The organism is Streptomyces sp. P9-A2 (assembly GCF_036634175.1).
GTDB classification, from domain to species: domain Bacteria; phylum Actinomycetota; class Actinomycetes; order Streptomycetales; family Streptomycetaceae; genus Streptomyces; species Streptomyces pratens.
The window spans coordinates 1,560,162-1,581,518 of record NZ_JAZIFX010000001.1; the positions used below are offsets into that span (position 1 = coordinate 1,560,162).

The 21,357-nt window shown below is 67.3% G+C and carries 14 protein-coding genes, 2 rRNA genes and 1 pseudogene; 6 read left to right on the forward strand and 11 right to left on the reverse strand.

The window, feature by feature from the left end:
- Window positions 1-52 precede the first annotated feature (52 nt).
- The 4 genes and pseudogenes from V4Y04_RS07035 to V4Y04_RS07050 form a co-directional block, all read right to left on the reverse strand.
- A 23S ribosomal RNA gene (locus tag V4Y04_RS07035) occupies window positions 53-3,173 on the reverse strand.
- 309 nt (window positions 3,174-3,482) lie between these two features.
- Window positions 3,483-5,011: ribosomal RNA gene (locus V4Y04_RS07040) — 16S ribosomal RNA — on the reverse strand.
- Together the 16S and 23S rRNA genes form the textbook arrangement of a ribosomal RNA operon.
- A gap of 740 nt (window positions 5,012-5,751) precedes the next feature.
- Window positions 5,752-6,363 (reverse strand): DNA-3-methyladenine glycosylase, encoded by a 612-nt coding sequence (locus V4Y04_RS07045; protein WP_332426426.1) that lies wholly within the window; start codon window positions 6,361-6,363, stop codon window positions 5,752-5,754.
- A 14-nt stretch (window positions 6,364-6,377) separates the two neighbouring features.
- Window positions 6,378-6,635: pseudogene (locus V4Y04_RS07050) on the reverse strand (DNA-3-methyladenine glycosylase); the annotation flags it as partial.
- A gap of 162 nt (window positions 6,636-6,797) precedes the next feature.
- Here V4Y04_RS07050 and V4Y04_RS07055 point away from each other — a divergent pair.
- The 3 genes from V4Y04_RS07055 (at window position 6,798) to V4Y04_RS07065 (ending at window position 8,866) form a co-directional block, all read left to right on the forward strand.
- Window positions 6,798-7,580: a sporulation protein gene (locus V4Y04_RS07055; RefSeq protein WP_332426427.1), complete on the forward strand. Its 783-nt coding sequence runs from the start codon at window positions 6,798-6,800 to the stop codon at window positions 7,578-7,580.
- 44 nt (window positions 7,581-7,624) lie between these two features.
- Window positions 7,625-8,164, forward strand: a complete 540-nt coding sequence (locus tag V4Y04_RS07060; RefSeq protein WP_332426428.1) for a YbhB/YbcL family Raf kinase inhibitor-like protein — start codon at window positions 7,625-7,627, stop codon at window positions 8,162-8,164.
- A 195-nt stretch (window positions 8,165-8,359) separates the two neighbouring features.
- Window positions 8,360-8,866, forward strand: a complete 507-nt coding sequence (locus tag V4Y04_RS07065; protein WP_332426429.1) for an HNH endonuclease — start codon at window positions 8,360-8,362, stop codon at window positions 8,864-8,866.
- Between the two features lie 103 nt (window positions 8,867-8,969).
- Here the strand turns inward: V4Y04_RS07065 and V4Y04_RS07070 are convergent, their stop codons facing one another.
- The 3 genes from V4Y04_RS07070 to V4Y04_RS07080 form a co-directional block, all read right to left on the reverse strand.
- A complete protein-coding gene (locus V4Y04_RS07070; protein WP_332426430.1) occupies window positions 8,970-9,923 on the reverse strand; it encodes an SPFH domain-containing protein in 954 nt (317 codons plus the stop codon).
- Window positions 9,924-10,104: 181 nt separating this feature from the next.
- Window positions 10,105-10,536 (reverse strand): NfeD family protein, encoded by a 432-nt coding sequence (locus V4Y04_RS07075; protein ID WP_332426431.1) that lies wholly within the window; start codon window positions 10,534-10,536, stop codon window positions 10,105-10,107.
- A gap of 175 nt (window positions 10,537-10,711) precedes the next feature.
- Window positions 10,712-11,509 (reverse strand): ABC transporter ATP-binding protein, encoded by a 798-nt coding sequence (locus V4Y04_RS07080; RefSeq protein ID WP_332426432.1) that lies wholly within the window; start codon window positions 11,507-11,509, stop codon window positions 10,712-10,714.
- Window positions 11,510-11,660: 151 nt separating this feature from the next.
- Here V4Y04_RS07080 and V4Y04_RS07085 point away from each other — a divergent pair, with 151 nt between their 5' ends.
- Window positions 11,661-12,449, forward strand: a complete 789-nt coding sequence (locus V4Y04_RS07085) for a hypothetical protein (protein WP_332426433.1) — start codon at window positions 11,661-11,663, stop codon at window positions 12,447-12,449.
- A gap of 128 nt (window positions 12,450-12,577) precedes the next feature.
- Here the strand turns inward: V4Y04_RS07085 and V4Y04_RS07090 are convergent, their stop codons facing one another.
- The 3 genes from V4Y04_RS07090 to V4Y04_RS07100 form a co-directional block, all read right to left on the reverse strand.
- Window positions 12,578-12,823: a chaplin gene (locus tag V4Y04_RS07090; protein ID WP_332426434.1), complete on the reverse strand. Its 246-nt coding sequence runs from the start codon at window positions 12,821-12,823 to the stop codon at window positions 12,578-12,580.
- A 437-nt stretch (window positions 12,824-13,260) separates the two neighbouring features.
- Window positions 13,261-13,902: a response regulator transcription factor gene (locus V4Y04_RS07095; RefSeq protein ID WP_332426435.1), complete on the reverse strand. Its 642-nt coding sequence runs from the start codon at window positions 13,900-13,902 to the stop codon at window positions 13,261-13,263.
- A complete protein-coding gene (locus V4Y04_RS07100) occupies window positions 13,895-15,076 on the reverse strand; it encodes a GAF domain-containing sensor histidine kinase (protein ID WP_332426436.1) in 1,182 nt (393 codons plus the stop codon). The genes V4Y04_RS07095 and V4Y04_RS07100 overlap by 8 nt, the downstream gene beginning before the upstream one ends.
- A 465-nt stretch (window positions 15,077-15,541) precedes the next feature.
- Here V4Y04_RS07100 and V4Y04_RS07105 point away from each other — a divergent pair, with 465 nt between their 5' ends.
- The gene (locus V4Y04_RS07105; protein ID WP_332426437.1) at window positions 15,542-16,327 is read left to right on the forward strand and encodes a transglycosylase SLT domain-containing protein; all 786 of its coding nucleotides are present in this window, start codon (window positions 15,542-15,544) and stop codon (window positions 16,325-16,327) included.
- 113 nt (window positions 16,328-16,440) lie between these two features.
- On the opposite strand, the gene V4Y04_RS07110 is transcribed toward V4Y04_RS07105, so the two are convergent.
- Window positions 16,441-18,963: an ABC transporter ATP-binding protein/permease gene (locus V4Y04_RS07110; RefSeq protein ID WP_332432738.1), complete on the reverse strand. Its 2,523-nt coding sequence runs from the start codon at window positions 18,961-18,963 to the stop codon at window positions 16,441-16,443.
- A gap of 251 nt (window positions 18,964-19,214) precedes the next feature.
- Here V4Y04_RS07110 and V4Y04_RS07115 point away from each other — a divergent pair, with 251 nt between their 5' ends.
- On the forward strand, window positions 19,215-21,305 hold the full coding sequence (locus V4Y04_RS07115) for a streptophobe family protein (RefSeq protein WP_332426438.1): 2,091 nt from the start codon (window positions 19,215-19,217) through the stop codon (window positions 21,303-21,305).
- Window positions 21,306-21,357 lie beyond the last annotated feature (52 nt).

Sequence of the window (21,357 nt, forward strand, 5' to 3'; positions counted from 1 at the left end):
AAGCCGACAACCGTTCGTTGTCTCAGAACTAACACAGTGGACGCGAGCAACTGAGGACAAGCCCTCGGCCTATTAGTACCGGTCAACTCCACACGTTACCGTGCTTCCATATCCGGCCTATCAACCCAGTCGTCTACTGGGAGCCTTACCCCATCAAGTGGGTGGGAGTCCTCATCTCGAAGCAGGCTTCCCGCTTAGATGCTTTCAGCGGTTATCCCTCCCGAACGTAGCCAACCAGCCATGCCCTTGGCAGGACAACTGGCACACCAGAGGTTCGTCCGTCCCGGTCCTCTCGTACTAGGGACAGCCCTTCTCAAGACTCCTGCGCGCGCAGCGGATAGGGACCGAACTGTCTCACGACGTTCTAAACCCAGCTCGCGTACCGCTTTAATGGGCGAACAGCCCAACCCTTGGGACCGACTCCAGCCCCAGGATGCGACGAGCCGACATCGAGGTGCCAAACCATCCCGTCGATATGGACTCTTGGGGAAGATCAGCCTGTTATCCCCGGGGTACCTTTTATCCGTTGAGCGACGGCGCTTCCACAAGCCACCGCCGGATCACTAGTCCCGACTTTCGTCCCTGCTCGACCCGTCGGTCTCACAGTCAAGCTCCCTTGTGCACTTACACTCAACACCTGATTACCAACCAGGCTGAGGGAACCTTTGGGCGCCTCCGTTACTCTTTAGGAGGCAACCGCCCCAGTTAAACTACCCATCAGACACTGTCCCTGATCCGGATCACGGACCCAGGTTAGACATCCAGCACGACCAGACTGGTATTTCAACGACGACTCCCCCACCACTGGCGTGATGGGTTCACAGTCTCCCAGCTATCCTACACAAGCCGAACCGAACACCAATATCAAACTGTAGTAAAGGTCCCGGGGTCTTTCCGTCCTGCTGCGCGAAACGAGCATCTTTACTCGTAGTGCAATTTCACCGGGCCTATGGTTGAGACAGTCGAGAAGTCGTTACGCCATTCGTGCAGGTCGGAACTTACCCGACAAGGAATTTCGCTACCTTAGGATGGTTATAGTTACCACCGCCGTTTACTGGCGCTTAAGTTCTCAGCCTCGCCACCCCGAAGAGTGACTAACCGGTCCCCTTAACGTTCCAGCACCGGGCAGGCGTCAGTCCGTATACATCGCCTTACGGCTTCGCACGGACCTGTGTTTTTAGTAAACAGTCGCTTCTCGCTGGTCTCTGCGGCCACACCCAGCTCACCGAGTAAATCGGATCACCGGACATGGCCCCCCTTCTCCCGAAGTTACGGGGGCATTTTGCCGAGTTCCTTAACCATAGTTCACCCGAACGCCTCGGTATTCTCTACCTGACTACCTGAGTCGGTTTAGGGTACGGGCCGCCATGAAACTCGCTAGAGGCTTTTCTCGACAGCATAGGATCATCCACTTCGCCACAATCGGCTCGGCATCGGGTCTCACCCCCATGTCATCCGGATTTACCTGGATGACGGGCTACACCCTTACCCCGGGACTACCACCGCCCGGGCTGGACTACCTTCCTGCGTCACCCCATCACTCACCTACTACAAGTCTGGTCCGCCGGCTCCACCACTTTCCTTTCCCCGAAGGGTCCGGAACGGCTTCACGGGCTTAGCATCGCCTGATTCAATGTTTGACGCTTCACAGCGGGTACCGGAATATCAACCGGTTATCCATCGACTACGCCTGTCGGCCTCGCCTTAGGTCCCGACTTACCCTGGGCAGATCAGCTTGACCCAGGAACCCTTAGTCAATCGGCGCACACGTTTCTCACGTGTGTATCGCTACTCATGCCTGCATTCTCACTCGTCAACCGTCCACCACTGCCTTCCGGCGCGGCTTCACCCGGCAGACGACGCTCCCCTACCCATCACAGCGGGCGTTGGCCCTATAGCTGCAATGACACGACTTCGGCGGTACGCTTGAGCCCCGCTACATTGTCGGCGCGGAATCACTAGACCAGTGAGCTATTACGCACTCTTTCAAGGGTGGCTGCTTCTAAGCCAACCTCCTGGTTGTCTGTGCGACTCCACATCCTTTTCCACTTAGCGTACGCTTGGGGGCCTTAGTCGATGCTCTGGGCTGTTTCCCTCTCGACCATGGAGCTTATCCCCCACAGTCTCACTGCCGCGCTCTCACTTACCGGCATTCGGAGTTTGGCTAAGGTCAGTAACCCGGTAGGGCCCATCGCCTATCCAGTGCTCTACCTCCGGCAAGAAACACGCGACGCTGCACCTAAATGCATTTCGGGGAGAACCAGCTATCACGGAGTTTGATTGGCCTTTCACCCCTAACCACAGGTCATCCCCCAGGTTTTCAACCCTGGTGGGTTCGGTCCTCCACGAAGTCTTACCTCCGCTTCAACCTGCCCATGGCTAGATCACTCCGCTTCGGGTCTTGAGCATGCTACTGAGACGCCCTGTTCGGACTCGCTTTCGCTACGGCTTCCCCACCCGGGTTAACCTCGCAACACACCGCAAACTCGCAGGCTCATTCTTCAAAAGGCACGCAGTCACGAGAATGAGGCAAGCCTCATTCCGACGCTCCCACGGCTTGTAGGCACACGGTTTCAGGTACTATTTCACTCCGCTCCCGCGGTACTTTTCACCATTCCCTCACGGTACTATCCGCTATCGGTCACCAGGGAATATTTGAGGCTTGGCGGGTGGTCCCGCCGGATTCACACGGGATTTCTCGGGCCCCGTGCTACTTGGGTGTCTCTCAAACGAGCCGTTGACGTTTCGGCTACGGGGGTCTTACCCTCTGCGCCGGACCTTTCGCATGTCCTTCGCCTACATCAACGGTTTCTGACTCGTCTCATGGCCGGCAGACCATGAAAGAGAGATCCCACAACCCCGTAGGCGCAACCCCTGCCGGGTCTTGCACGCCTACGGTTTGGCCTCATCCGGTTTCGCTCGCCACTACTCCCGGAATCACGGTTGTTTTCTCTTCCTGCGGGTACTGAGATGTTTCACTTCCCCGCGTTCCCTCCGCATACCCTATGTGTTCAGGTATGGGTGACAGCCCATGACGACTGCCGGGTTTCCCCATTCGGACACCCCCGGATCAAAGTCTGGTTGACGACTCCCCGGGGACTATCGTGGCCTCCCACGTCCTTCATCGGTTCCTGGTGCCAAGGCATCCACCGTGCGCCCTTAAAAACTTGGCCACAGATGCTCGCGTCCACTGTGCAGTTCTCAAACAACGACCGACCACCCGTCACACACCGCTTGCGCGGTGCTGTACCGGGGTCGGCATCGAGGAGCGGGCCTTGCGGCCGTGCCCTCAGACACCCAACAGCGTGCCCGGCACCCCCTGGCGTCTCCTCCGCCGTTCCACGCCCCGAAGGGGCAGTACTGGAAGGAGAAGACGAGCGGGAGTGCCGAAATAATCAACGTTCCACCCATGAGCTGACCACCGCCGGACGGATGCCGGCGTAGTGGCTCTGGCCGCCTTGCGGCAGCTAGATGCTCCTTAGAAAGGAGGTGATCCAGCCGCACCTTCCGGTACGGCTACCTTGTTACGACTTCGTCCCAATCGCCAGTCCCACCTTCGACGGCTCCCTCCCCGCAAGGGGTTGGGCCACCGGCTTCGGGTGTTACCGACTTTCGTGACGTGACGGGCGGTGTGTACAAGGCCCGGGAACGTATTCACCGCAGCAATGCTGATCTGCGATTACTAGCAACTCCGACTTCATGGGGTCGAGTTGCAGACCCCAATCCGAACTGAGACCGGCTTTTTGAGATTCGCTCCACCTTGCGGTATCGCAGCTCATTGTACCGGCCATTGTAGCACGTGTGCAGCCCAAGACATAAGGGGCATGATGACTTGACGTCGTCCCCACCTTCCTCCGAGTTGACCCCGGCGGTCTTCTGTGAGTCCCCATCACCCCCGAAGGGGCATGCTGGCAACACAGAACAAGGGTTGCGCTCGTTGCGGGACTTAACCCAACATCTCACGACACGAGCTGACGACAGCCATGCACCACCTGTACACCGACCACAAGGGGGCGCCTGTCTCCAGACGTTTCCGGTGTATGTCAAGCCTTGGTAAGGTTCTTCGCGTTGCGTCGAATTAAGCCACATGCTCCGCTGCTTGTGCGGGCCCCCGTCAATTCCTTTGAGTTTTAGCCTTGCGGCCGTACTCCCCAGGCGGGGAACTTAATGCGTTAGCTGCGGCACCGACGACGTGGAATGTCGCCAACACCTAGTTCCCACCGTTTACGGCGTGGACTACCAGGGTATCTAATCCTGTTCGCTCCCCACGCTTTCGCTCCTCAGCGTCAGTATCGGCCCAGAGATCCGCCTTCGCCACCGGTGTTCCTCCTGATATCTGCGCATTTCACCGCTACACCAGGAATTCCGATCTCCCCTACCGAACTCTAGCCTGCCCGTATCGACTGCAGACCCGGGGTTAAGCCCCGGGCTTTCACAACCGACGCGACAAGCCGCCTACGAGCTCTTTACGCCCAATAATTCCGGACAACGCTCGCGCCCTACGTATTACCGCGGCTGCTGGCACGTAGTTAGCCGGCGCTTCTTCTGCAGGTACCGTCACTTTCGCTTCTTCCCTGCTGAAAGAGGTTTACAACCCGAAGGCCGTCATCCCTCACGCGGCGTCGCTGCATCAGGCTTTCGCCCATTGTGCAATATTCCCCACTGCTGCCTCCCGTAGGAGTCTGGGCCGTGTCTCAGTCCCAGTGTGGCCGGTCGCCCTCTCAGGCCGGCTACCCGTCGTCGCCTTGGTGAGCCGTTACCTCACCAACAAGCTGATAGGCCGCGGGCTCATCCCTCACCGCCGGAGCTTTCAACCCCCGTCCATGCGGACGCGGGTATTATCCGGTATTAGACCCCGTTTCCAGGGCTTGTCCCGAAGTGAGGGGCAGATTGCCCACGTGTTACTCACCCGTTCGCCACTAATCCCCACCGAAGTGGTTCATCGTTCGACTTGCATGTGTTAAGCACGCCGCCAGCGTTCGTCCTGAGCCAGGATCAAACTCTCCGTGAATGCTTTCCCGGCGGTGTCCGGTTAAGGACTGCCGGAAGAACACACACGAGAGCGGAACGGTCGGGCGGAATAGGCCCGGCCGTTCACAGCGTCCTCGCTGTGTTTTTTTCAAAGGAACCTCGCCCCGGCCGTGGGCCGGGAACGGGGTATCAACATAATCTGGCGTTGATTTTTGGCACGCTGTTGAGTTCTCAAGGAACGGACGCTTCCTTTGTACTCACCCTCTCGGGCTTTCCTCCGGGCGCTTCCCTTCGGTCTTGCGTTTCCGACTCTATCAGATCTTTGTGATCCGGTTTCCTCGGGGTTTCGCCTTCCGGGTTTCCGCTTTTCGCGTTTCCCTTTCCGGCGGCTCCGACCCTATCAGACTCTTTCGGGCCTGATTCCCAGTCGATGGGGTTGTCGGTACGCTTTGGGCTTTCGCCTGTCGGCCTTTCGACATTCACTACGCTAGCCGATTCCCTCGCTCGATTCATAATCGGGCTTCACCGGTTCGAAATTCAGACATGAGGACATGACGAATTCGACCCTCTTGAGGGTGATCTTGAGTAGTGGGTTGACCGCTTCCGGCTGCAGGCGAACGCCGTACCCGGTTCAGCGGCTCGGACCACACTACGCATCTTCCGAAGCCGAGTCAACTTCTTCGGCGCTTCGGGCCATGGGCCCGATACCGGCTCACGGTCGGGTCCCCGGCCGCCCCAGAACCGACTCACCGGCGAGCTGCAGGCGAGGCGTACAACGGCTCAGGCTCCGGCGGACGGCTTGGCTCTCGGGCTCAGTCGGTACGCCGAGACCGTTGGATCGTCGGCGAGGTAGAACCGGTGCTGCCAGTCGTGGGCTCTGCTCACGCCTACCCGAGGGCCGGCCCGGATGAGTGCGGCGGGTACTGGCTCGCCCTCGGACAGCGCGACCGAGGCGCCTGTCAGTAGGTCCGTGCCGTTGTGCTCTGCCGCGATGCCGAGCGCTCGGCAGAAGTTCCCCGGCCCCCGCGCGAGACGTGGACTCTCGACCTTGTCCCCTCGCCGCTTGCGTGCCAGGCCTTCCCCTTCGATGACCCTGCCTGCCCGGATGAGGACAGCTGAAGCGATGCCGTCTGTCCCGGTGACGATGTTGGCGCACCAGTGGAGGCCGTGAGACCGGTAGACGTACAGGTGTCCTGCGGGTCCGAACATGACGGCGTTTCGGGGTGTCCTGCCTCGGTAGGCGTGGGAGGCGGGGTCGGCCGTACCGGAGTACGCCTCGGTCTCCGTGATGGTGATGCTCACGGTTCCCTCGGGGGACTCGTGGGTGAGGATGGCGCCGAGCAGCTTGGGGGCGACTTCTTCAGCGGGGTGAGCGAGATCCACAACGTTCATACCGACCGCCTTGCCATGCCATAGGTGAAGCAGACGTACACAGGGCCGGGCGGACCGAACATCACGCTGTTGCGGGCGGTGCGACCCCGGTAGGCGTGGGAGCCGGGATCGTTGGGGCCGTCGTATGCCTCGGCCTCCGTCGGGCGGAGGGCTGTCGGACCGTCCGGCGTGCTACGGACGACGAGCCGACCGAGCAGGTCGGGGGCGACCTCGAGGACGGGGCGGTCGAAGAACTCCCTGGGCGGAGGCGTACGGTCGGGGGTCGCGATCATGGCGTCCGAGAGTACTCCAGGCGGGTTCCGCCACAGGGTGGTCACAGAACGCCGCGCTTGCAAGGGTGACGGACACGGAACCGGCCAGAGCCGGATCGCGTTGTTAGGGATCGAAGGTCCACATGTGGCAACGACGCGATAGAGAACAACAAGGGGAGAGACATGGCGTTCAAGAAGCTGCTCGCGAGCCTGGGAGCCGGCGGGGCTTCGGTCGAGACGGTGCTGCACGAGGTCAACGTCGTTCCGGGCGGGGTCGTCCAGGGTGAGGTACGGATCCAGGGCGGGTCCGTGAATCAGCAGATCGAGGGTCTGGCGGTCGGGCTGCAGGCGAAGGTCGAGGTCGAGAGCGGCGACGAGGAGTACAAGCAGAACATCGAGTTCGCCAAGTCGCGGCTCGGTGGCGCCTTCGAACTCGAGGCCGGTGCCGTCCACGCGGTCCCGTTCGGGCTGGAGATCCCCTGGGAGACGCCGATCACGACGATCGACGGGCAGCCGCTGCGCGGGATGAACATCGGTGTGACCACGGAACTCGCGATCGCGCGGGCCGTGGACTCCGGTGACCTGGACCCGATCAGTGTGCACCCGCTGCCGGCGCAGAAGGCGATCCTGGACGCGTTCATCCAGCTGGGCTTCCGGTTCAAGAGCGCGGACATGGAGCGCGGCCATGTCCGGGGCACCCGGCAGAAGCTGCCCTTCTACCAGGAGATCGAGTTCTTCCCGCCGCAGCAGTACCACGGGCTGCAGCAGGTCGAGCTGACCTTCGTGGCCGACGACCAGGCGATGGATGTCGTGCTGGAGATGGACAAGAAGCCCGGTCTGTTCAGTGAGGGCAGCGACACCTTCCGGTCCTTCAAGGTGGGGCTGAACGACTACCAGGGCACCGACTGGGCCGCCTACCTCAACCAGTGGCTGTCGGAGGTCGGCAGCAAGCGGAACTGGTTCTAGGCTCGGTTCCCACCGAACGTAGGCGATCAGCAGGAGGTACCGAGGTGACCGAGCTCGAGCGACGTCCGCTCCCCCATGACTTCCACCCGCCCGTGCCGTCGTTCACGGTGACGAGCGGGGAGGTCGAGGAGGGTGCCACGCTCCAGGAGGCCCAGGTGTACGCGGGCGGCAACACCTCGCCGCAGTTGCGCTGGACGGGCTTCCCGCCGGAGACCAGGAGCTTCGCCGTGACCTGCTACGACCCGGACGCCCCGACGGGGAGCGGGTTCTGGCACTGGGTGGTGTTCGACATCCCGGCCTCGGTGACCGAGCTGCCGACCGGTGCGGGCAGCGGCGGGTTCGCGGGGCTGCCCGAGGGCACGATCCAGGCTCGCAACGACTACGGCACCAAGGACTTCGGCGGTGCGGCGCCGCCGCCCGGTGACGGACCGCACCGGTATGTGTTCACGGTGTACGCGGTGGATCAGGAGAAGCTCGGTCCGGGCTCGGACGCGTCCCCTGCGGCCGTGGGCTTCAACCTGCGTTTCCACACGCTCGCGCGGGCCCGGCTGATCGGTGAGTACGAGGTGCCCGCCGGCTCCTGACCCGATCCCGGCGTTCACGGAACGTTTGCCCGCCCCTGGTCTTGGAATTGATCAGGGGCGGGCATTTTTGTTGCCGGGGGCGGGGGACACCTCCCGTGAAGCAGCAGATATTGCGTTGTCCATCTCGGCGTGCCCGGCCAGAGTTGATCCCAGTCCGCCGAGGGGTGGGCCGGTGGGCACGGAAGGTGGGCTGACATGCGGGACACGCTGGTACTGAACGCGAGCTTCGAGCCGTTGTCGACGGTGACGTTGAACCGAGCCGTCGTTCTGGTGCTTCAGGACAAGGCGGTCGTCGAGCAGGCCCATCCCGAGCTGCGGATGCGGGGAGCCGCGGTCGACATACCGGCGCCGCGGGTGATCAGGCTCTGCCAATACGTCAGGGTGCCGTTCCGAAGACGGGCGCCATGGTCGAGGCGGGGTGTGCTGGTGCGTGACCGGAACCGGTGCGCGTACTGCGGGCGGCGGGCCACCACCGTGGACCACGTGGTGCCGCGGTCGCACGGTGGTCGGGACACCTGGCTGAACACGGTGGCCTCGTGCGCGGAGGACAATCACCGCAAGGCGAACCGGACTCCGGAGCAGGCGGGGATGCCACTGCTGCGGCAGCCGTTCGAGCCGACTCCGGCGGACGCGATGCTGCTTGCTCTGGGGCGGGAGGACTTGGAGGCGCTGCCGGAGTGGCTGGCTCAGCCCGCGGCCTAGACCTGTTTCTCGTACGAGTACGGCGGGGCCCGCTTCCCTGGGGAAGCGGGCCCCGCCGTACTTCCGGCCTCGTGCTGCTCGTCGCGTTCTGCCCGTCGTCGGGTCAGTCGATGGAGGGCTTCTCCCGGCGTTCCGTGGTGGCGCCCGAGTCGCCGTTGCCACCGCCCTGGCCGCCCCCGCCGAAGTTACCGAAGTTGCCCATGGCGCCGGACAGGCCCTTGAGCGCGTCGCCGATCTCGCTGGGGACGATCCAGAGCTTGTTGGCGTTTCCCTCGGCGATCTTCGGGAGCATCTGGAGGTACTGGTAGGAGAGCAGCTTCTGGTCGGGGTCGCCCGCGTGGATCGCCTCGAAGACCGTCCGGACGGCCTGGGCCTCGCCCTCGGCCCTGAGGGCCGCCGCCTTGGCCTCGCCCTCGGCCCGCAGGATCTGGGACTGCTTCTCGCCCTCGGCGCGCAGGATCTCGGACTGCCGGACGCCTTCGGCCTGGAGGATCGCGGCGCGCTTGTCGCGGTCGGCGCGCATCTGCTTCTCCATCGAGTCCTGGATGGAGGTGGGCGGCTCGATCGCCTTGAGCTCGACGCGGTTGACGCGGATGCCCCACTTGCCGGTGGCCTCGTCGAGGACGCCGCGCAGGGCCGCGTTGATCTCCTCGCGGGAGGTCAGGGTGCGCTCGAGGTCCATGCCGCCGATGATGTTGCGCAGGGTGGTGACAGTGAGCTGCTCGATCGCCTGGATGTAACTGGCCACCTCGTAGGTGGCGGCCCGCGCGTCGGTCACCTGGTAGTAGATGACGGTGTCGATGTTGACGACCAGGTTGTCCTGGGTGATCACCGGCTGCGGTGGGAACGGGACGACCTGTTCGCGCAGGTCGATCCGGTTGCGAATGGTGTCGATGAACGGGACGACGATGTTGAGGCCCGCGTTGAGGGTGCGCGTGTAGCGGCCGAAGCGCTCGACGATGGCCGCGCTCGCCTGCGGGATGACTTGGATCGTCTTGATCAGGGCGATGAAGACCAACACCACCAGGATGATCAGAACGATGATGACCGGTTCCATCGTCGGTTCCCCGTACCCTTCTTCGTCTCGGCGCCTTCGGAAGATCTTATGCCTGTTGAAGATCTTGCTGGTCGAGTCTGCCAGACCGTAGTACAACTCGCTGGCGGTTCGGTCCAGTTGTTGTCCCGTGGGAGCACGTCGTACGAGGTCGATCGCACAGGTCGTGCGGTCGGTCGTGCGGTCACATGACGATCGCCGTGGCTCCCTCGATCTCCACGACGTCCACTTCCTGGCCGACTTCGAAGGCGCGGCCGGCTTCGAAGGCGCGTGCGGACCAGATCTCGCCGGCGAGTTTGATCCGGCCGCCGGAGCCGTCCACCCGCTCCAGTACGACCGCCTGTTTGCCCTTCAAGGCGTCCACGCCGGTGGCGTATCGGGGGCGTTGTGTGCGTTGTCGCTTCGCGATGGGCCGTACGACGGCGATGAGAGCGGTCGAGACGACGGCGAAGACCACGACCTGGAGCACGGCACCGCCACCGAAGACGCCGGAGACCACCGCGGCGGCGACTGCGCCCACCGCGAGCATGCCGAGTTCGGGCATCGCGGTGATCACCAGCGCGATGCCGAGTACAGCCGCGCCGATCAGCCACCAGAGCCATGCGTCGATGTCCACATCGTCATGGTAGGACCGCGCACCGGCCACCGACAGAGCGCCGGGGTATGAACGGACCTTCTCGGCCCGGTGTTTGAGGAGGACCTGTCCCGACGTGTCCGTGAACTCCTGGGCCTGCTGCTCCCTGAATCCCCCAAGAGCAGAGCAGGGCCGGGCCCGGTTCGGGTCACCGGCCTCAGGCCATCGGAAGCCCCTGTGCCGTCCAGCGGTCACCGACCTGCTCCACGACCAGCGGAAGGCCGAAGCAGAGGGAGAGGTTGCGAGAGGTGAGCTCGAGTTCCAGCGGGCCGGCGGCGAGAACCTTTCCCTGACGGATCATCAGCACGTGGGTGAAGCCCGGGGCGATCTCCTCGACGTGGTGCGTGACCATGAGCATGGAGGGGGCGATCGGGTCGCGGGCGAGGCGGCCGAGACGGCGTACGAGGTCCTCACGGCCTCCGAGGTCGAGGCCGGCGGCGGGCTCGTCGAGGAGCAGCAGCTCCGGGTCGGTCATCAGCGCGCGGGCGATGAGGGTGCGCTTGCGCTCGCCCTCGGAGAGGGTGCCGAATGTGCGGTCCACGAACTCGGACATGCCCAGACGGTCGAGGAAGGCGTGGGCGCGCTGCTCGTCGACCTCCTCGTACTCCTCCTGCCAGCCGGCGGTCATGCCGTAGGCGGCGGTCAGTACGGTCTGCAGGACCGTCTGGTTCTTGGGGAGTTTGTCGGCCATGCCGTTGCCGGCGATACCGATGCGCGGGCGCAGTTCGAAGACGTCGGTGCCGGGGGTGCCGAGGGTCTCGCCGAGAACGGTGGCGGTGCCGCTGCTGGGGAACAGGTAACTGGAGGCGATATTGAGGAGAGTGGTCTTGCCGGCGCCGTTGGGGCCGAGGATGACCCAGCGCTCGCCCTCCTTGACCGACCAGGACACCTGGTCCACCAGAGCCCGGCCCTCACGGACCACGGATACGTCCTGAAGCTCCAGAACATCGCTCATGAGCGCGTTGTCTCCCCTTGCAGTGTGGCCGGGTCCCGGCTGTGTCGTACGCCTGTGATCGGTCCGCCGCCCCCGTGGGCGCAGCCCTCCATGAAATCTACGCCACCGGTCGGCCCGGACATCCCATAGGTCCTGTCCTTAGGGTGGAGGCATGCTCTCCGAACCACGTTCAGGACGTCTCACCTCATGGGGAAATGCCCTTTTCTCCGGTCTTGTCTCCCCTGATGACGCCGTGCTCGCCATCGTCGGCGACGACGCGGTGCACCGGGTGGAGGGAGTGCCGGGCGAGCCCGCGCCGGTGGGCCTCACGCTGGCGCTGGGCCGGCTGCGGGCGCTCGGGGTGACCGGGCTGCGGATCGCGCTGCCCACTCCTGGGCATCCGCTGGGGCTTAGCGGGCCGCCGGAGTTCAACGCGCGGGCGCTGGAGGCCGGGGAGGCGGTGGTCGGTCACGGGGCCGCCCTGGGGTTGGTGCCCGAGGTCCGGGAGGCCGGGCCCGAGGGTGATGTGCGTGTGGAGGTCGTCTGGCACTGCCTGCCGGTGCGGGAGGCACCGCCCGCCGATGTGCCCTCGCTCGGCGAGGCGGAGCGGGAGCTGGCGGAGGCGCTGCGGGAGGCGACCGAGGTCCTGACGCGGCTGGACGTGGCCGGGTCGGGGCCGGTGGCCGAGGCGGCGCTCGACGCCTACCGGGCGCGGGTGGAGCCGGGGCGTCAGGTGCTGGCGCCGGGATATCCGCCGCGGGCGGTGCGGGTGCTGGAGCTGGCGCAGCGGGTCGGGGCGCTGGTCTCGCTGGCCCGTACGAACGGGCACGGGGGTGCGGTGAGCGCATCGGAGATGGCGGCCCGCGGGGAGGCTCTGCGTCCGGTGGAGCGGACGGCCCGGCGGGCACAGGTCGCCGCGTACGGCTCCGTGGTGGAGGAGCGGGAGCGGGGCGTCGGGTGAGTGCCGGTTCGTCGGTGACCGGGAGAACGGTCCTTGTGTCCCCGGTGCCCCGGACAGTGGCGACCACGCCTCCCGGCCTCCCGGGTGAGGCCGGGAGGCCGGGGTCGTCACCGGTTCGGTGACAGGCGTCAGCCGTTGACCGCCACGTTGCCGAAGGCGGGGTTCAGCAGGCCGATCACGTTGACGCTGTTGCCGGACACGTTGACCGGGACGTCGACCGGGACCTGGATGACGTTGCCCGAGACGACGCCCGGGGAGCCCACGGCCGTGCCGTCGGCGTGCGCGCCGTCGGTGGCGGAGGCCATGCCCGTACCGGCGGCGAGCAGTCCGCCGACCGCCATCGTCACGGCCGCTGCCTTCTTCAGGTTCTTCACTTTCCGAGCCCTCCTCGCGGTCCCCGCGGCAGGCGCCGCGGTACGTACGGGACAACGGCGGGGGCCGAAGAAGGATGCGCCATCCGGGCGGCATTCCCACGACAGTATGAATCTCGGACCGGAGGGGAACCGTCCGCACGGTCCCGGACGTCACGGCGCCGGGTGTCATGCGCCCAACCGCCTGGCCGCCAGGCCTGTCCGGCGAATCTCGGCGGAGGTGATCGGCGGTATCCGTCCCGCCGGGGTGAGCGGGGACCGGTGCGTTCGGCTGCGAGGCCGGGGAGGGCGTCGACACGACGGGGCCCCCTGCTCGAAGAGCTCGTGGGAGAGCCTGCAGGTCCCCGCGTCTCCGGCACGATCCACCGGACAGGCCCTGGTCGGGCCCTCGGACGTCCGGAAGCACCCGAGGGCCCAGGCCCCTCAGGTACTCAGGCCCCTCAGGTGCTCAGCCCGTGGCGTACGGCCCACAGGGCGGCCTGGGTGCGGTCCGACAGGTCGAGTTTCATCAGGATGTTCGAGACGTGGGTCTTCACGGTCTTCTCGGAGAGCACGAGGGCTCGGGCGATCTCCCGGTTGGAGCGTCCGTCCGCTATGAGGCCGAGCACCTCGCGTTCCCGCTCCGTGAGCGAACCGGCGCGGCCCTGACCGGAGTGGGTCTCCTCCTGGGCCAGCAGGGCACCGGCGACCTCGGCCTGGAGAAGGACGTGTCCCGCGTGCACGGAGCGGATGGCCCCGGCGAGCGCGTCGGGGTCGATGTCCTTGTACACGTATCCGGCGGCGCCCGCGCGCAGGGCCGGGACCACGGTGCGCTGCTCGGTGAAGCTGGTGACGATCAGCACGCGCGCGTGGTGGTCCAGTTCGCGGAGCCGGCGCAGGGCCTCCACCCCGTCCATGCCCGGCATCCTGACGTCCATCAGGATCACGTCGGGCCGCAGTTCGTCGGCGAGGGCGACTCCTTCGGCGCCGTCCGCGGCCTCGCCGACGACCTCGATGTCGTCCTGCACCTCCAGGAAGGTGCGCAGGCCCCGACGGACCACCTGGTGGTCGTCGACCAGCAGCACCCTGATCGCGTCAGCCACCGGGAACCTCCATCTCGATCGTGGCGCCCTTGCCGGGCGCCGATTCCACGGTCAGGCTGCCGCCTGCCCCGCTCGCCCGGTCGCGCATGGAGACCAGGCCGAGGTGGCGTCCCGCGCGGCGGATGATCCCCGGGTCGAAGCCCTTGCCGTCGTCGGCGACCCGCAGGACGGCGCCGTTGCCCCGGCGTTCCAGGGTGACATCGACCTGGCCGGCCTCCGCGTGCCGCAGCGCGTTGTGCAGCGCTTCCTGCGCCACGCGCAGCACCGCCTCCTCCTGGGTGGCGGGCAGGGCGCGCACACCGCGGGCGGCGAAGGTCACCCGCGCGCTGTGCGCGCGGTCGAGGACCTGGACCTGGGTGCGGAGGGTGGCGACGAGGCCGTCCTCGTCGAGGGCCGCGGGGCGCAGTTCGACGACCGCGGCGCGCAGTTCCTCGGCGGCCTCGGCCGCGAGTGCGGCGACCTGCTGGAGTTCCCCCTTGGCCCGGGACGGGTCGCGGTCCACGAGGCGGGCAGCCGCCTGGGCGGTGAGGCGCAGGGAGAACAGTTTCTGGCTGACGGCGTCGTGGAGCTCGTGTGCGAGGCGGGAGCGTTCCTCGGCGATGGTCAGTTCGCGGCTGCGTTCGTAGAGCCGGGCGTTGGTGAGGGCGATCGCGGCGTGCTGGGCCAGGATGCCGAGGACGTCCTCGTCGTCCTGGGTGAATCCGCAGATGCCGTCCGGCTCGGGACCTCCCGGGGTCTGGGGCGGGTGTCCCCCCGCGGGCCTCAGCTTGTTGGCGAGGAAGAGGGCGCCGATGACCTCGTCGCCGTCGCGGATGGGCAGGCCCAGGAAGTCGACCAGGTCGGGGTGGGCGCTGGGCCAGCCCCCGAAGCGGGGGTCCTTGCGCACATCGGCGAGGCGCTGGGGTCCGTCCTCGCGCAGCATCGCGGCGAGCACGCCGTGCTGGCGCGGAAGGGGACCGATGGCCTTCCACTGGCCTTCGCTGACTCCGTCGACGACGAACTGGGCGAAGCCGCCGTGGTCGTCGGGGACGCCGAGTGCGGCGTACTGGGCGTCGAGCAGCTCACGCGCCGAGGCGACGATCGTCTTGAGGACGTCGCGCACCTCGAGGTGCCTGCTCATGGCCAGCAGCGCGGTGCTCACCGCGGCGAGGCCGGACGGGGGACCGTGGCTCATGTCCTCACGGTACCGGCGGGTCCCGCCACCGCGGATCCGTCCGGTGGCGGCGGTGACCTGGGCCGGAGGTCGTAGGACCTCGGTCCTGCCGAGAGCCCTCCGACGGCCTGCCGGAGCACCGGTCGAATCCCCTCACAGAGCGACTTGCTCCAGCAACTCTCGGTGAGAATCGAGGGGGCTCGATGTGAGGCCAGGCATAGGGCGTACATCACGTACGAAGGTACATAGGAGAGAAAAGCGGGCATCCCGGCGGGGCGGATAGTCCGATTCGCCCCTCATGCCCCTACCCTGATCCACTATCCGCCTTCGTACGTCACACCTTTGCCCCGCTATTTTGCGGCCGCTAAGAATGGCTCCCGTCGCTCAGCGCCGTGGGTTGTCCCCTCGCGGCGTTCGTGCCGGAAGAACCACTGTCCCCGCCGGACGTTGAGCGACCTCCGCGCTAGTCGAAGAGGTCTCCCACCCATGTCGAAGAACTTCCTCATCCGTGGTCATGCCCGTGCGTTGAACCGCCATCACAAGATCGCCGCCGCCGGTGTCGCCGCCCTCGGTGCCGCCGCCATCGGCTTCTCGGCCGCGCCGAGCGACGCCTCGACGACCACCACGAGCGAGGCGGCCCCCGCCGCGCGGATCTCGTACAGCACCGAGCCGATCAAGGACGTCAAGGGCACCGTCACCGACCAGCTGGCCGGCTCCGGTGTGAAGACCGAGCTGATCGCGGCGAAGAAGCAGGCCGCCGCCGACGCCGCCGCCGACGCCGCGGCCGAGAAGAAGGCCGACGCTGCCGCCGCGAAGAAGAAGGCCGACGCTGCCGCCGCAAAGAAGAAGGCCGAGCAGGAGCGCGAGGCCGGGGAAGCGGCCAGCCGCTCCGGCGACCGCCACTGGGGTGGCGAGCGCGGCGAGACCGGCAAGCCCGCCCAGGAGAGCTACGCCGACAACCTCGACGGCTGGATCCGTAAGTCCCTGGACATCATGAACAAGCGTGGTATCCCGGGCTCGTACGAGGGCATCCACCGCAACATCATCCGGGAGTCCTCGGGCAACCCGAAGGCCATCAACCTGTGGGACATCAACGCCCAGAACGGCATCCCGTCCAAGGGTCTGCTGCAGGTGATCCCGCCGACGTTCTCGGCGTACCACGTCCCGGGCACGTCGAAGAACATCTACGACCCGGTCGCGAACATCACCGCCGCCTGCAACTACGCGGCCGACCGGTACGGCTCCATGGACAACGTCTACAGCGCGTACTGAGGTCGGCGCGGACCTCTTCACGCGATCTGACGCGAACGGACACGCCGAAGGGCGGCACCCTCCTGACAGGGTGCCGCCCTTCGGGGCGTACGGCGCGCGGGCGGCCGCTCCGGTTACTTGCGCATGACCTCGGGCTCGTGCCGGCGCAGGAAGCGGGCCACGAAGAAGCCGCAGATCACGCCGAGGGCGATGAGCGCGCCCATGTCCATGAGCCAGGTCCCGGCGGTGTGCTCCCACAGCGGATCGGTGTCGCCCGGCGTCTCCGGCGGGCTGATCAGGTTGAAGTCCAGCGTGGCACCGGAGGCGGCGACCGCCCAGCGCGACGGCATCAGGAACGAGAACTGGTTGACGCCGACCGTGCCGTGCAGCGCGAACAGGCAGCCGGTGAACACGACCTGGATGATCGCGAACATCACCAGCAGCGGCATGGTCTTCTCGGCGGTCTTCACCAGCGCGGAGATGATCAGACCGAACATCATCGAGGTGAAGCCCAGCGCCATGATCGGGATGGACAGCTCGAGCAGGGTGAAGCCGCCGAGGACCAGCCCCTCCTCGGGAATCTCCCGGCTGGAGAAACCGATGACGCCGACCAGCAGGCCCTGCAGCACGGTGACCATGCCGAGCACGAACACCTTGGACATCAGATACGCCGAGCGGGACAGCCCCGTCGCGCGTTCCCGCTCGTAGATGACCCGTTCCTTGATCAGCTCACGTACGGAGTTCGCGGCGCCGGAGAAGCAGGCGCCGACCGCGAGGATCAGCAGGACCGTGGCGGCGGTGCCGTTGGGACGGATCTGGCCGGCCTGGTTGGGCAGGTTCGGCAGCAGCCCCTTGTCGGGGTCGATGAGCAGACTGACCGCGCCGAGAACGGCCGGCAGGATCACCGTCAGGGCGAGGAAGCCCTTGTCGGAGGCGATCACCGAGACGTAGCGGCGCACCAGTGTGACGAACTGCGACATCCAGCCCTGTGGCTTCGGCGGCCGCAGCGCCTGTACCTGGGGGGCCGGTACGGACTGCGGCGCGACCGCGTCGATGTCCGCGGCGTACATCTGGTAGTGCTGCGAGCCCTTCCAGCGGCCCGCCCAGTCGTAGTCGCGATAGTTCTCGAATGCGGAGAAGACGTCGGCCCAGGTGTCGTAGCCGAAGAAGTTCAGCGCCTCGTCGGGCGGGCCGAAGTAGGCGACCGAGCCTCCTGGAGCCATCACCAGGAGCTTGTCGCAGATCGCCAGCTCGGCCACGGAGTGGGTGACCACGAGGACGGTGCGCCCGTCGTCGGCGAGTCCGCGCAGCAGCTGCATGACGTCGCGGTCCATGCCCGGGTCGAGGCCCGAGGTCGGCTCGTCCAGGAAGATCAGTGACGGCTTGGTGAGCAGCTCCAGTGCCACCGAGACCCGCTTGCGCTGGCCGCCGGAGAGGGACGTGATCTTCTTGTCCTTGTGGATGTCGAGCTTCAGCTCGCGCAGCACCTCGTCGATGCGGGCATCGCGCTCGGCGGCCGTGGTGTCGGCCGGGAAGCGGAGCTTGGCCGCGTACTTGAGGGCCTTCTTGACGGTCAGCTCCTTGTGCAGGATGTCGTCCTGCGGGACCAGACCGATGCGCTGACGCAGCTCGGCGAACTGCTTGTAGAGGTTCCGGTTGTCGTAGAGGACCTCGCCCCGGTCGGCCGGCCGGTACCCGGTGAGCGCCTTGAGCAGGGTCGACTTGCCGGAGCCGGACGGGCCGATGACCGCGATCAGCGACTTCTCGGGCACGCCGAAGGAGACGTCCTTGAGGATCTGCTTGCCGCCGTCGACCGTGACGGTCAGGTGCCGGGCGGAGAAGGACACCTCGCCGGTGTCGACGAACTCTTCGAGCCGGTCACCGACGATCCGGAACGTCGAGTGGCCGACGCCGACGATGTCGGCCGGGCCGAGCAGTTGCGTCCCGCCCTTGGCGATCGGCATACCGTTGACGTAGGTGCCGTTGTGCGAGCCCAGGTCGCGGATCTCCATGCGACCGTCGGGCGTCGAGTGGAACTCGGCGTGGTTGCGGGAGACCTGCAGGTCGGAGACGACGAGGTCGTTCTCCAGGGCACGGCCGATCCGCATCACGCGGCCGAGTGAGAACTGGTGGAACGTGGTCGGACTGCGGTCGCCGTACATCGGTGCCGCCCCCGCGGCGCCCCCGGGGCCCTGCTGCTGCGGCACGTGCGGCGCGGGCTGCTGCGGCCTCGGCGACTGCGGCGGCTGCTGCTGCCAGCCGCCCTGGGCCTGCTGCTGCCCCTGCTGGACCCAGCCCGGGGTCGCCCCCTGCACCCCCTGCGCGGCGTACGGCTGCTGCGCCTGCGGCGAGGCGGCCGGGGCCGCGGCGCCGGACAGGGTCACACGCGGCCCGTCGTTCGCGTTGCCCAGGTTCAGCGCCGTGTCGGAGCTGATCTCCAGATGATGGATCCGCTGGCCCTGCGCGAACGTGCCGTTGGTGCTGCCGTGGTCCTCGACGACCCAACTGCGCCCGTTGAAGCTGATCGTGGCGTGACGCCAGGAGACCCTGGCATCGTCCACCACGACGTCTCCCTGCGGATCACGTCCCAGGGTGTACGACCTGGACGGATCGAGCGTCCAGGTCCGTCCGTTTGATTCCAGTACGAGTTCCGGCACTCCATGCCCCACTGAGTTGTCCCCCGAATTTCCCCCATCGCAGGGAGTCTAGGGATGTCGAACATCGGGGGGAACTATTTCAGGCTCGGCCCTCTGACCGAAAGTCGGGCCTTGCGAAGCGTGCGCCCGACGCTTCGAACGCCGCCGTTGACGGTGTTGAAACCGGGCCGGAGAGTGGTAAACCACGCGAGGGGGACATGCGCGGCCACCTCGCCGCGGAGCGGATCGGGGGGTCTGCCATGAGTGCTGCCATGAGTGCTGCCACGGGCGTCGGTACCAGGGGGCACGGCACGCGCGTGCCGTGGGTGGACGTCGTGATGTCCGCGGTCGCCGGGGTGAGCTGGGCGCTGATCGGGATGGCGGGGACGGCGGCGCTCGGGCTGCGTCTGCTGGACGCGGACTCGGCGGGTTCCCTGGGGCCGATGACGGCCGCGGTGGTGGCACTGGCGGCCGGCGGCTCGGTCACCCCGTCCGGGGATGTGTCGGCGTTCGGGGTGTCGGGCGCGGAGGCGAGTACTGCCGTCGAGATCACGCCACTGGGGGTGAGTCTGGTCGGTGCGCTGCTGTTGTCGTATTTCTTCCTACGGTCCCTGCGGGCCGCGGATGCCGTGTTGTCGCCGGCCGAACTCGTCGCCCGCGCGGGCACGGTCGTAGCGCTCTTCGTGGGGATGTCGGGCGGGCTGGTGTGGGCGGGCCACGACGTCGTGACGATCGACGGGGGCGCGCTGGGGCCGGCCGGCCTGCCGGGCGGTGGAGGCGGCGGGCCGGCGATTCCGGGGCTGGGGGACATCGGGGACATCGGGGGTCTGCTGCCGGACCGGGTCGGCGACCTCGTCGACGCTCAGGCGACGGTCGGGTTCACCGTCGAGACGGTGCCGACTCTGCTCGGCGGCCTGGTCTGCTCGGTCGGCGTCCTGGCCGTCGCGTTGCTCGCGTCCCGGCGCACCCCGCTGCCACGCGGCTGGGAAGCCGTGCACCGGGTCGTACGGCCTGCCGTGTCCGCCCTGGTCATGGTGGGGTTGGTGGCGGTGGCGGCGGGGTACGCGGCGGCGGGGTACGCGGCGATCGACGACGCCCATCCCCGGCGGATCGCCGGAGCGGCTCTGCTGGGCGCCCCGAACGGGGTATGGCTCGGCGTCCCGATCGGGCTGTTCGTGCCCTGGGACGGGCGGGCGACGGGTGCGCTGCTCGGTGTTCTGCCACACCCTGTGGACGACCTGCTGCGCATGGGCTCCGGGCAGCCGCTCACGCTGGCCCGGCTGGCCGGACTCGACGGGCGGGTGTGGCTGCTGGGGGTGGCGGCCGCGGTGATGATGCTGCTGGCCGGTGTGCTGGTCGCGGTACGAACGCCGCTGGAGGCGGCGGCCGGGCCGGGGAATCCGGGCGGCGGGGTGCCGGGCGCACCCGGCACCGGTGGTGCGGGTGCCCTACGGGAAGGGGGCGCCGCGGGGTTCGCCGGGCGGTGCGCGCTGCGGCTGGGGGTCGCGACGGCGTTGGCCCTGCCTCTGCTGGCCCGGCTGACAGAGGTGTCGGCGAACGCCTCCCTGTCCGTGCTCGGCTTCGACGTGTTCGGCGCGGGCATCGAACTGCACGGGAACCTCGGCATGGCGCTGCTCATGGGTGCCGTCTGGGGGTCGGGCGCGGGTGCCGCGGGGGCGCTGCTGGCGTGGGTGAGCGGGGCCGCGGGACGGCGGGCGGCACCGCCGGCGCGAGCGGCGGCCCCGGTCCGGGTGGATGTCCGGGCGGGGAAGGGCACGGCGGACGCGGCGGGTACAGCGGGGGCAGCGGGCGTCGGCGGTACGGAGGCCGTACGGGGCTCCGGGGCTGTCGGCCCTGCCGAGGGCGGGCCGTCGTCCGGGGCGGGAGCCGGACCGTCGTCCGGGGCGGGAGCCGGGCCGTATGCGCCGGGGATGCCGTACCGGCCACCGAATCCGGACACCAACCCCTACCTGACCGTGCCCGAGGAGCTGTGGGGGCCGCAGGACGCGCGCCCGTCCGGAGAGGGGCGGCAGCGGCCCGGTCCCCCACCGGCACTCGGTGACATGCGGCCGCCCGGCCGGGCGGCGGGCGAGCCTCCCCGGGACGACGGTGGACCGGGCGAACCGGGCGACGGTGGACCGGGCGAACCGGGCGAGGGCGACATCTCCGATGCTCCTACCGTGATCCGTCCCGTCGAACCGCCTCCGCGCGGCCGGCCCCGGGGCGGGGGGTCCGGGAGCGGGGGGTCCGGGAGCGGCTCCGGGTCCTCGGCCGCGAGGCGGTCGCCGTTGTGGCCGGACGAGGGGCCACCGCCCCCTCAGCCTCCTCCCCCGGCGCCGCGCGGGCCCGGTGGCGGACGGTGAGAAAGGCGCGGTGGGGGAGACAGCACCCGGAGCACGTAAGGTCCGGGACACC

What these genes read in the sequence shown, in the direction of transcription:
- V4Y04_RS07045 (WP_332426426.1), bottom strand. Translation starts at nt 6,363, where the DNA reads ATGAACGTTGTGGATCTCGCTCACCCCGCTGAAGAAGTCGCCCCCAAG.
- V4Y04_RS07055 (WP_332426427.1), top strand. Translation starts at nt 6,798, where the DNA reads ATGGCGTTCAAGAAGCTGCTCGCGAGCCTGGGAGCCGGCGGGGCTTCG.
- V4Y04_RS07065 (WP_332426429.1), top strand. Translation starts at nt 8,360, where the DNA reads ATGCGGGACACGCTGGTACTGAACGCGAGCTTCGAGCCGTTGTCGACG.
- V4Y04_RS07070 (WP_332426430.1), bottom strand. Translation starts at nt 9,923, where the DNA reads ATGGAACCGGTCATCATCGTTCTGATCATCCTGGTGGTGTTGGTCTTC.
- V4Y04_RS07080 (WP_332426432.1), bottom strand. Translation starts at nt 11,509, where the DNA reads ATGAGCGATGTTCTGGAGCTTCAGGACGTATCCGTGGTCCGTGAGGGC.
- V4Y04_RS07085 (WP_332426433.1), top strand. Translation starts at nt 11,661, where the DNA reads ATGCTCTCCGAACCACGTTCAGGACGTCTCACCTCATGGGGAAATGCC.
- V4Y04_RS07100 (WP_332426436.1), bottom strand. Translation starts at nt 15,076, where the DNA reads ATGAGCCACGGTCCCCCGTCCGGCCTCGCCGCGGTGAGCACCGCGCTG.
- V4Y04_RS07105 (WP_332426437.1), top strand. Translation starts at nt 15,542, where the DNA reads ATGTCGAAGAACTTCCTCATCCGTGGTCATGCCCGTGCGTTGAACCGC.
- V4Y04_RS07115 (WP_332426438.1), top strand. Translation starts at nt 19,215, where the DNA reads ATGAGTGCTGCCACGGGCGTCGGTACCAGGGGGCACGGCACGCGCGTG.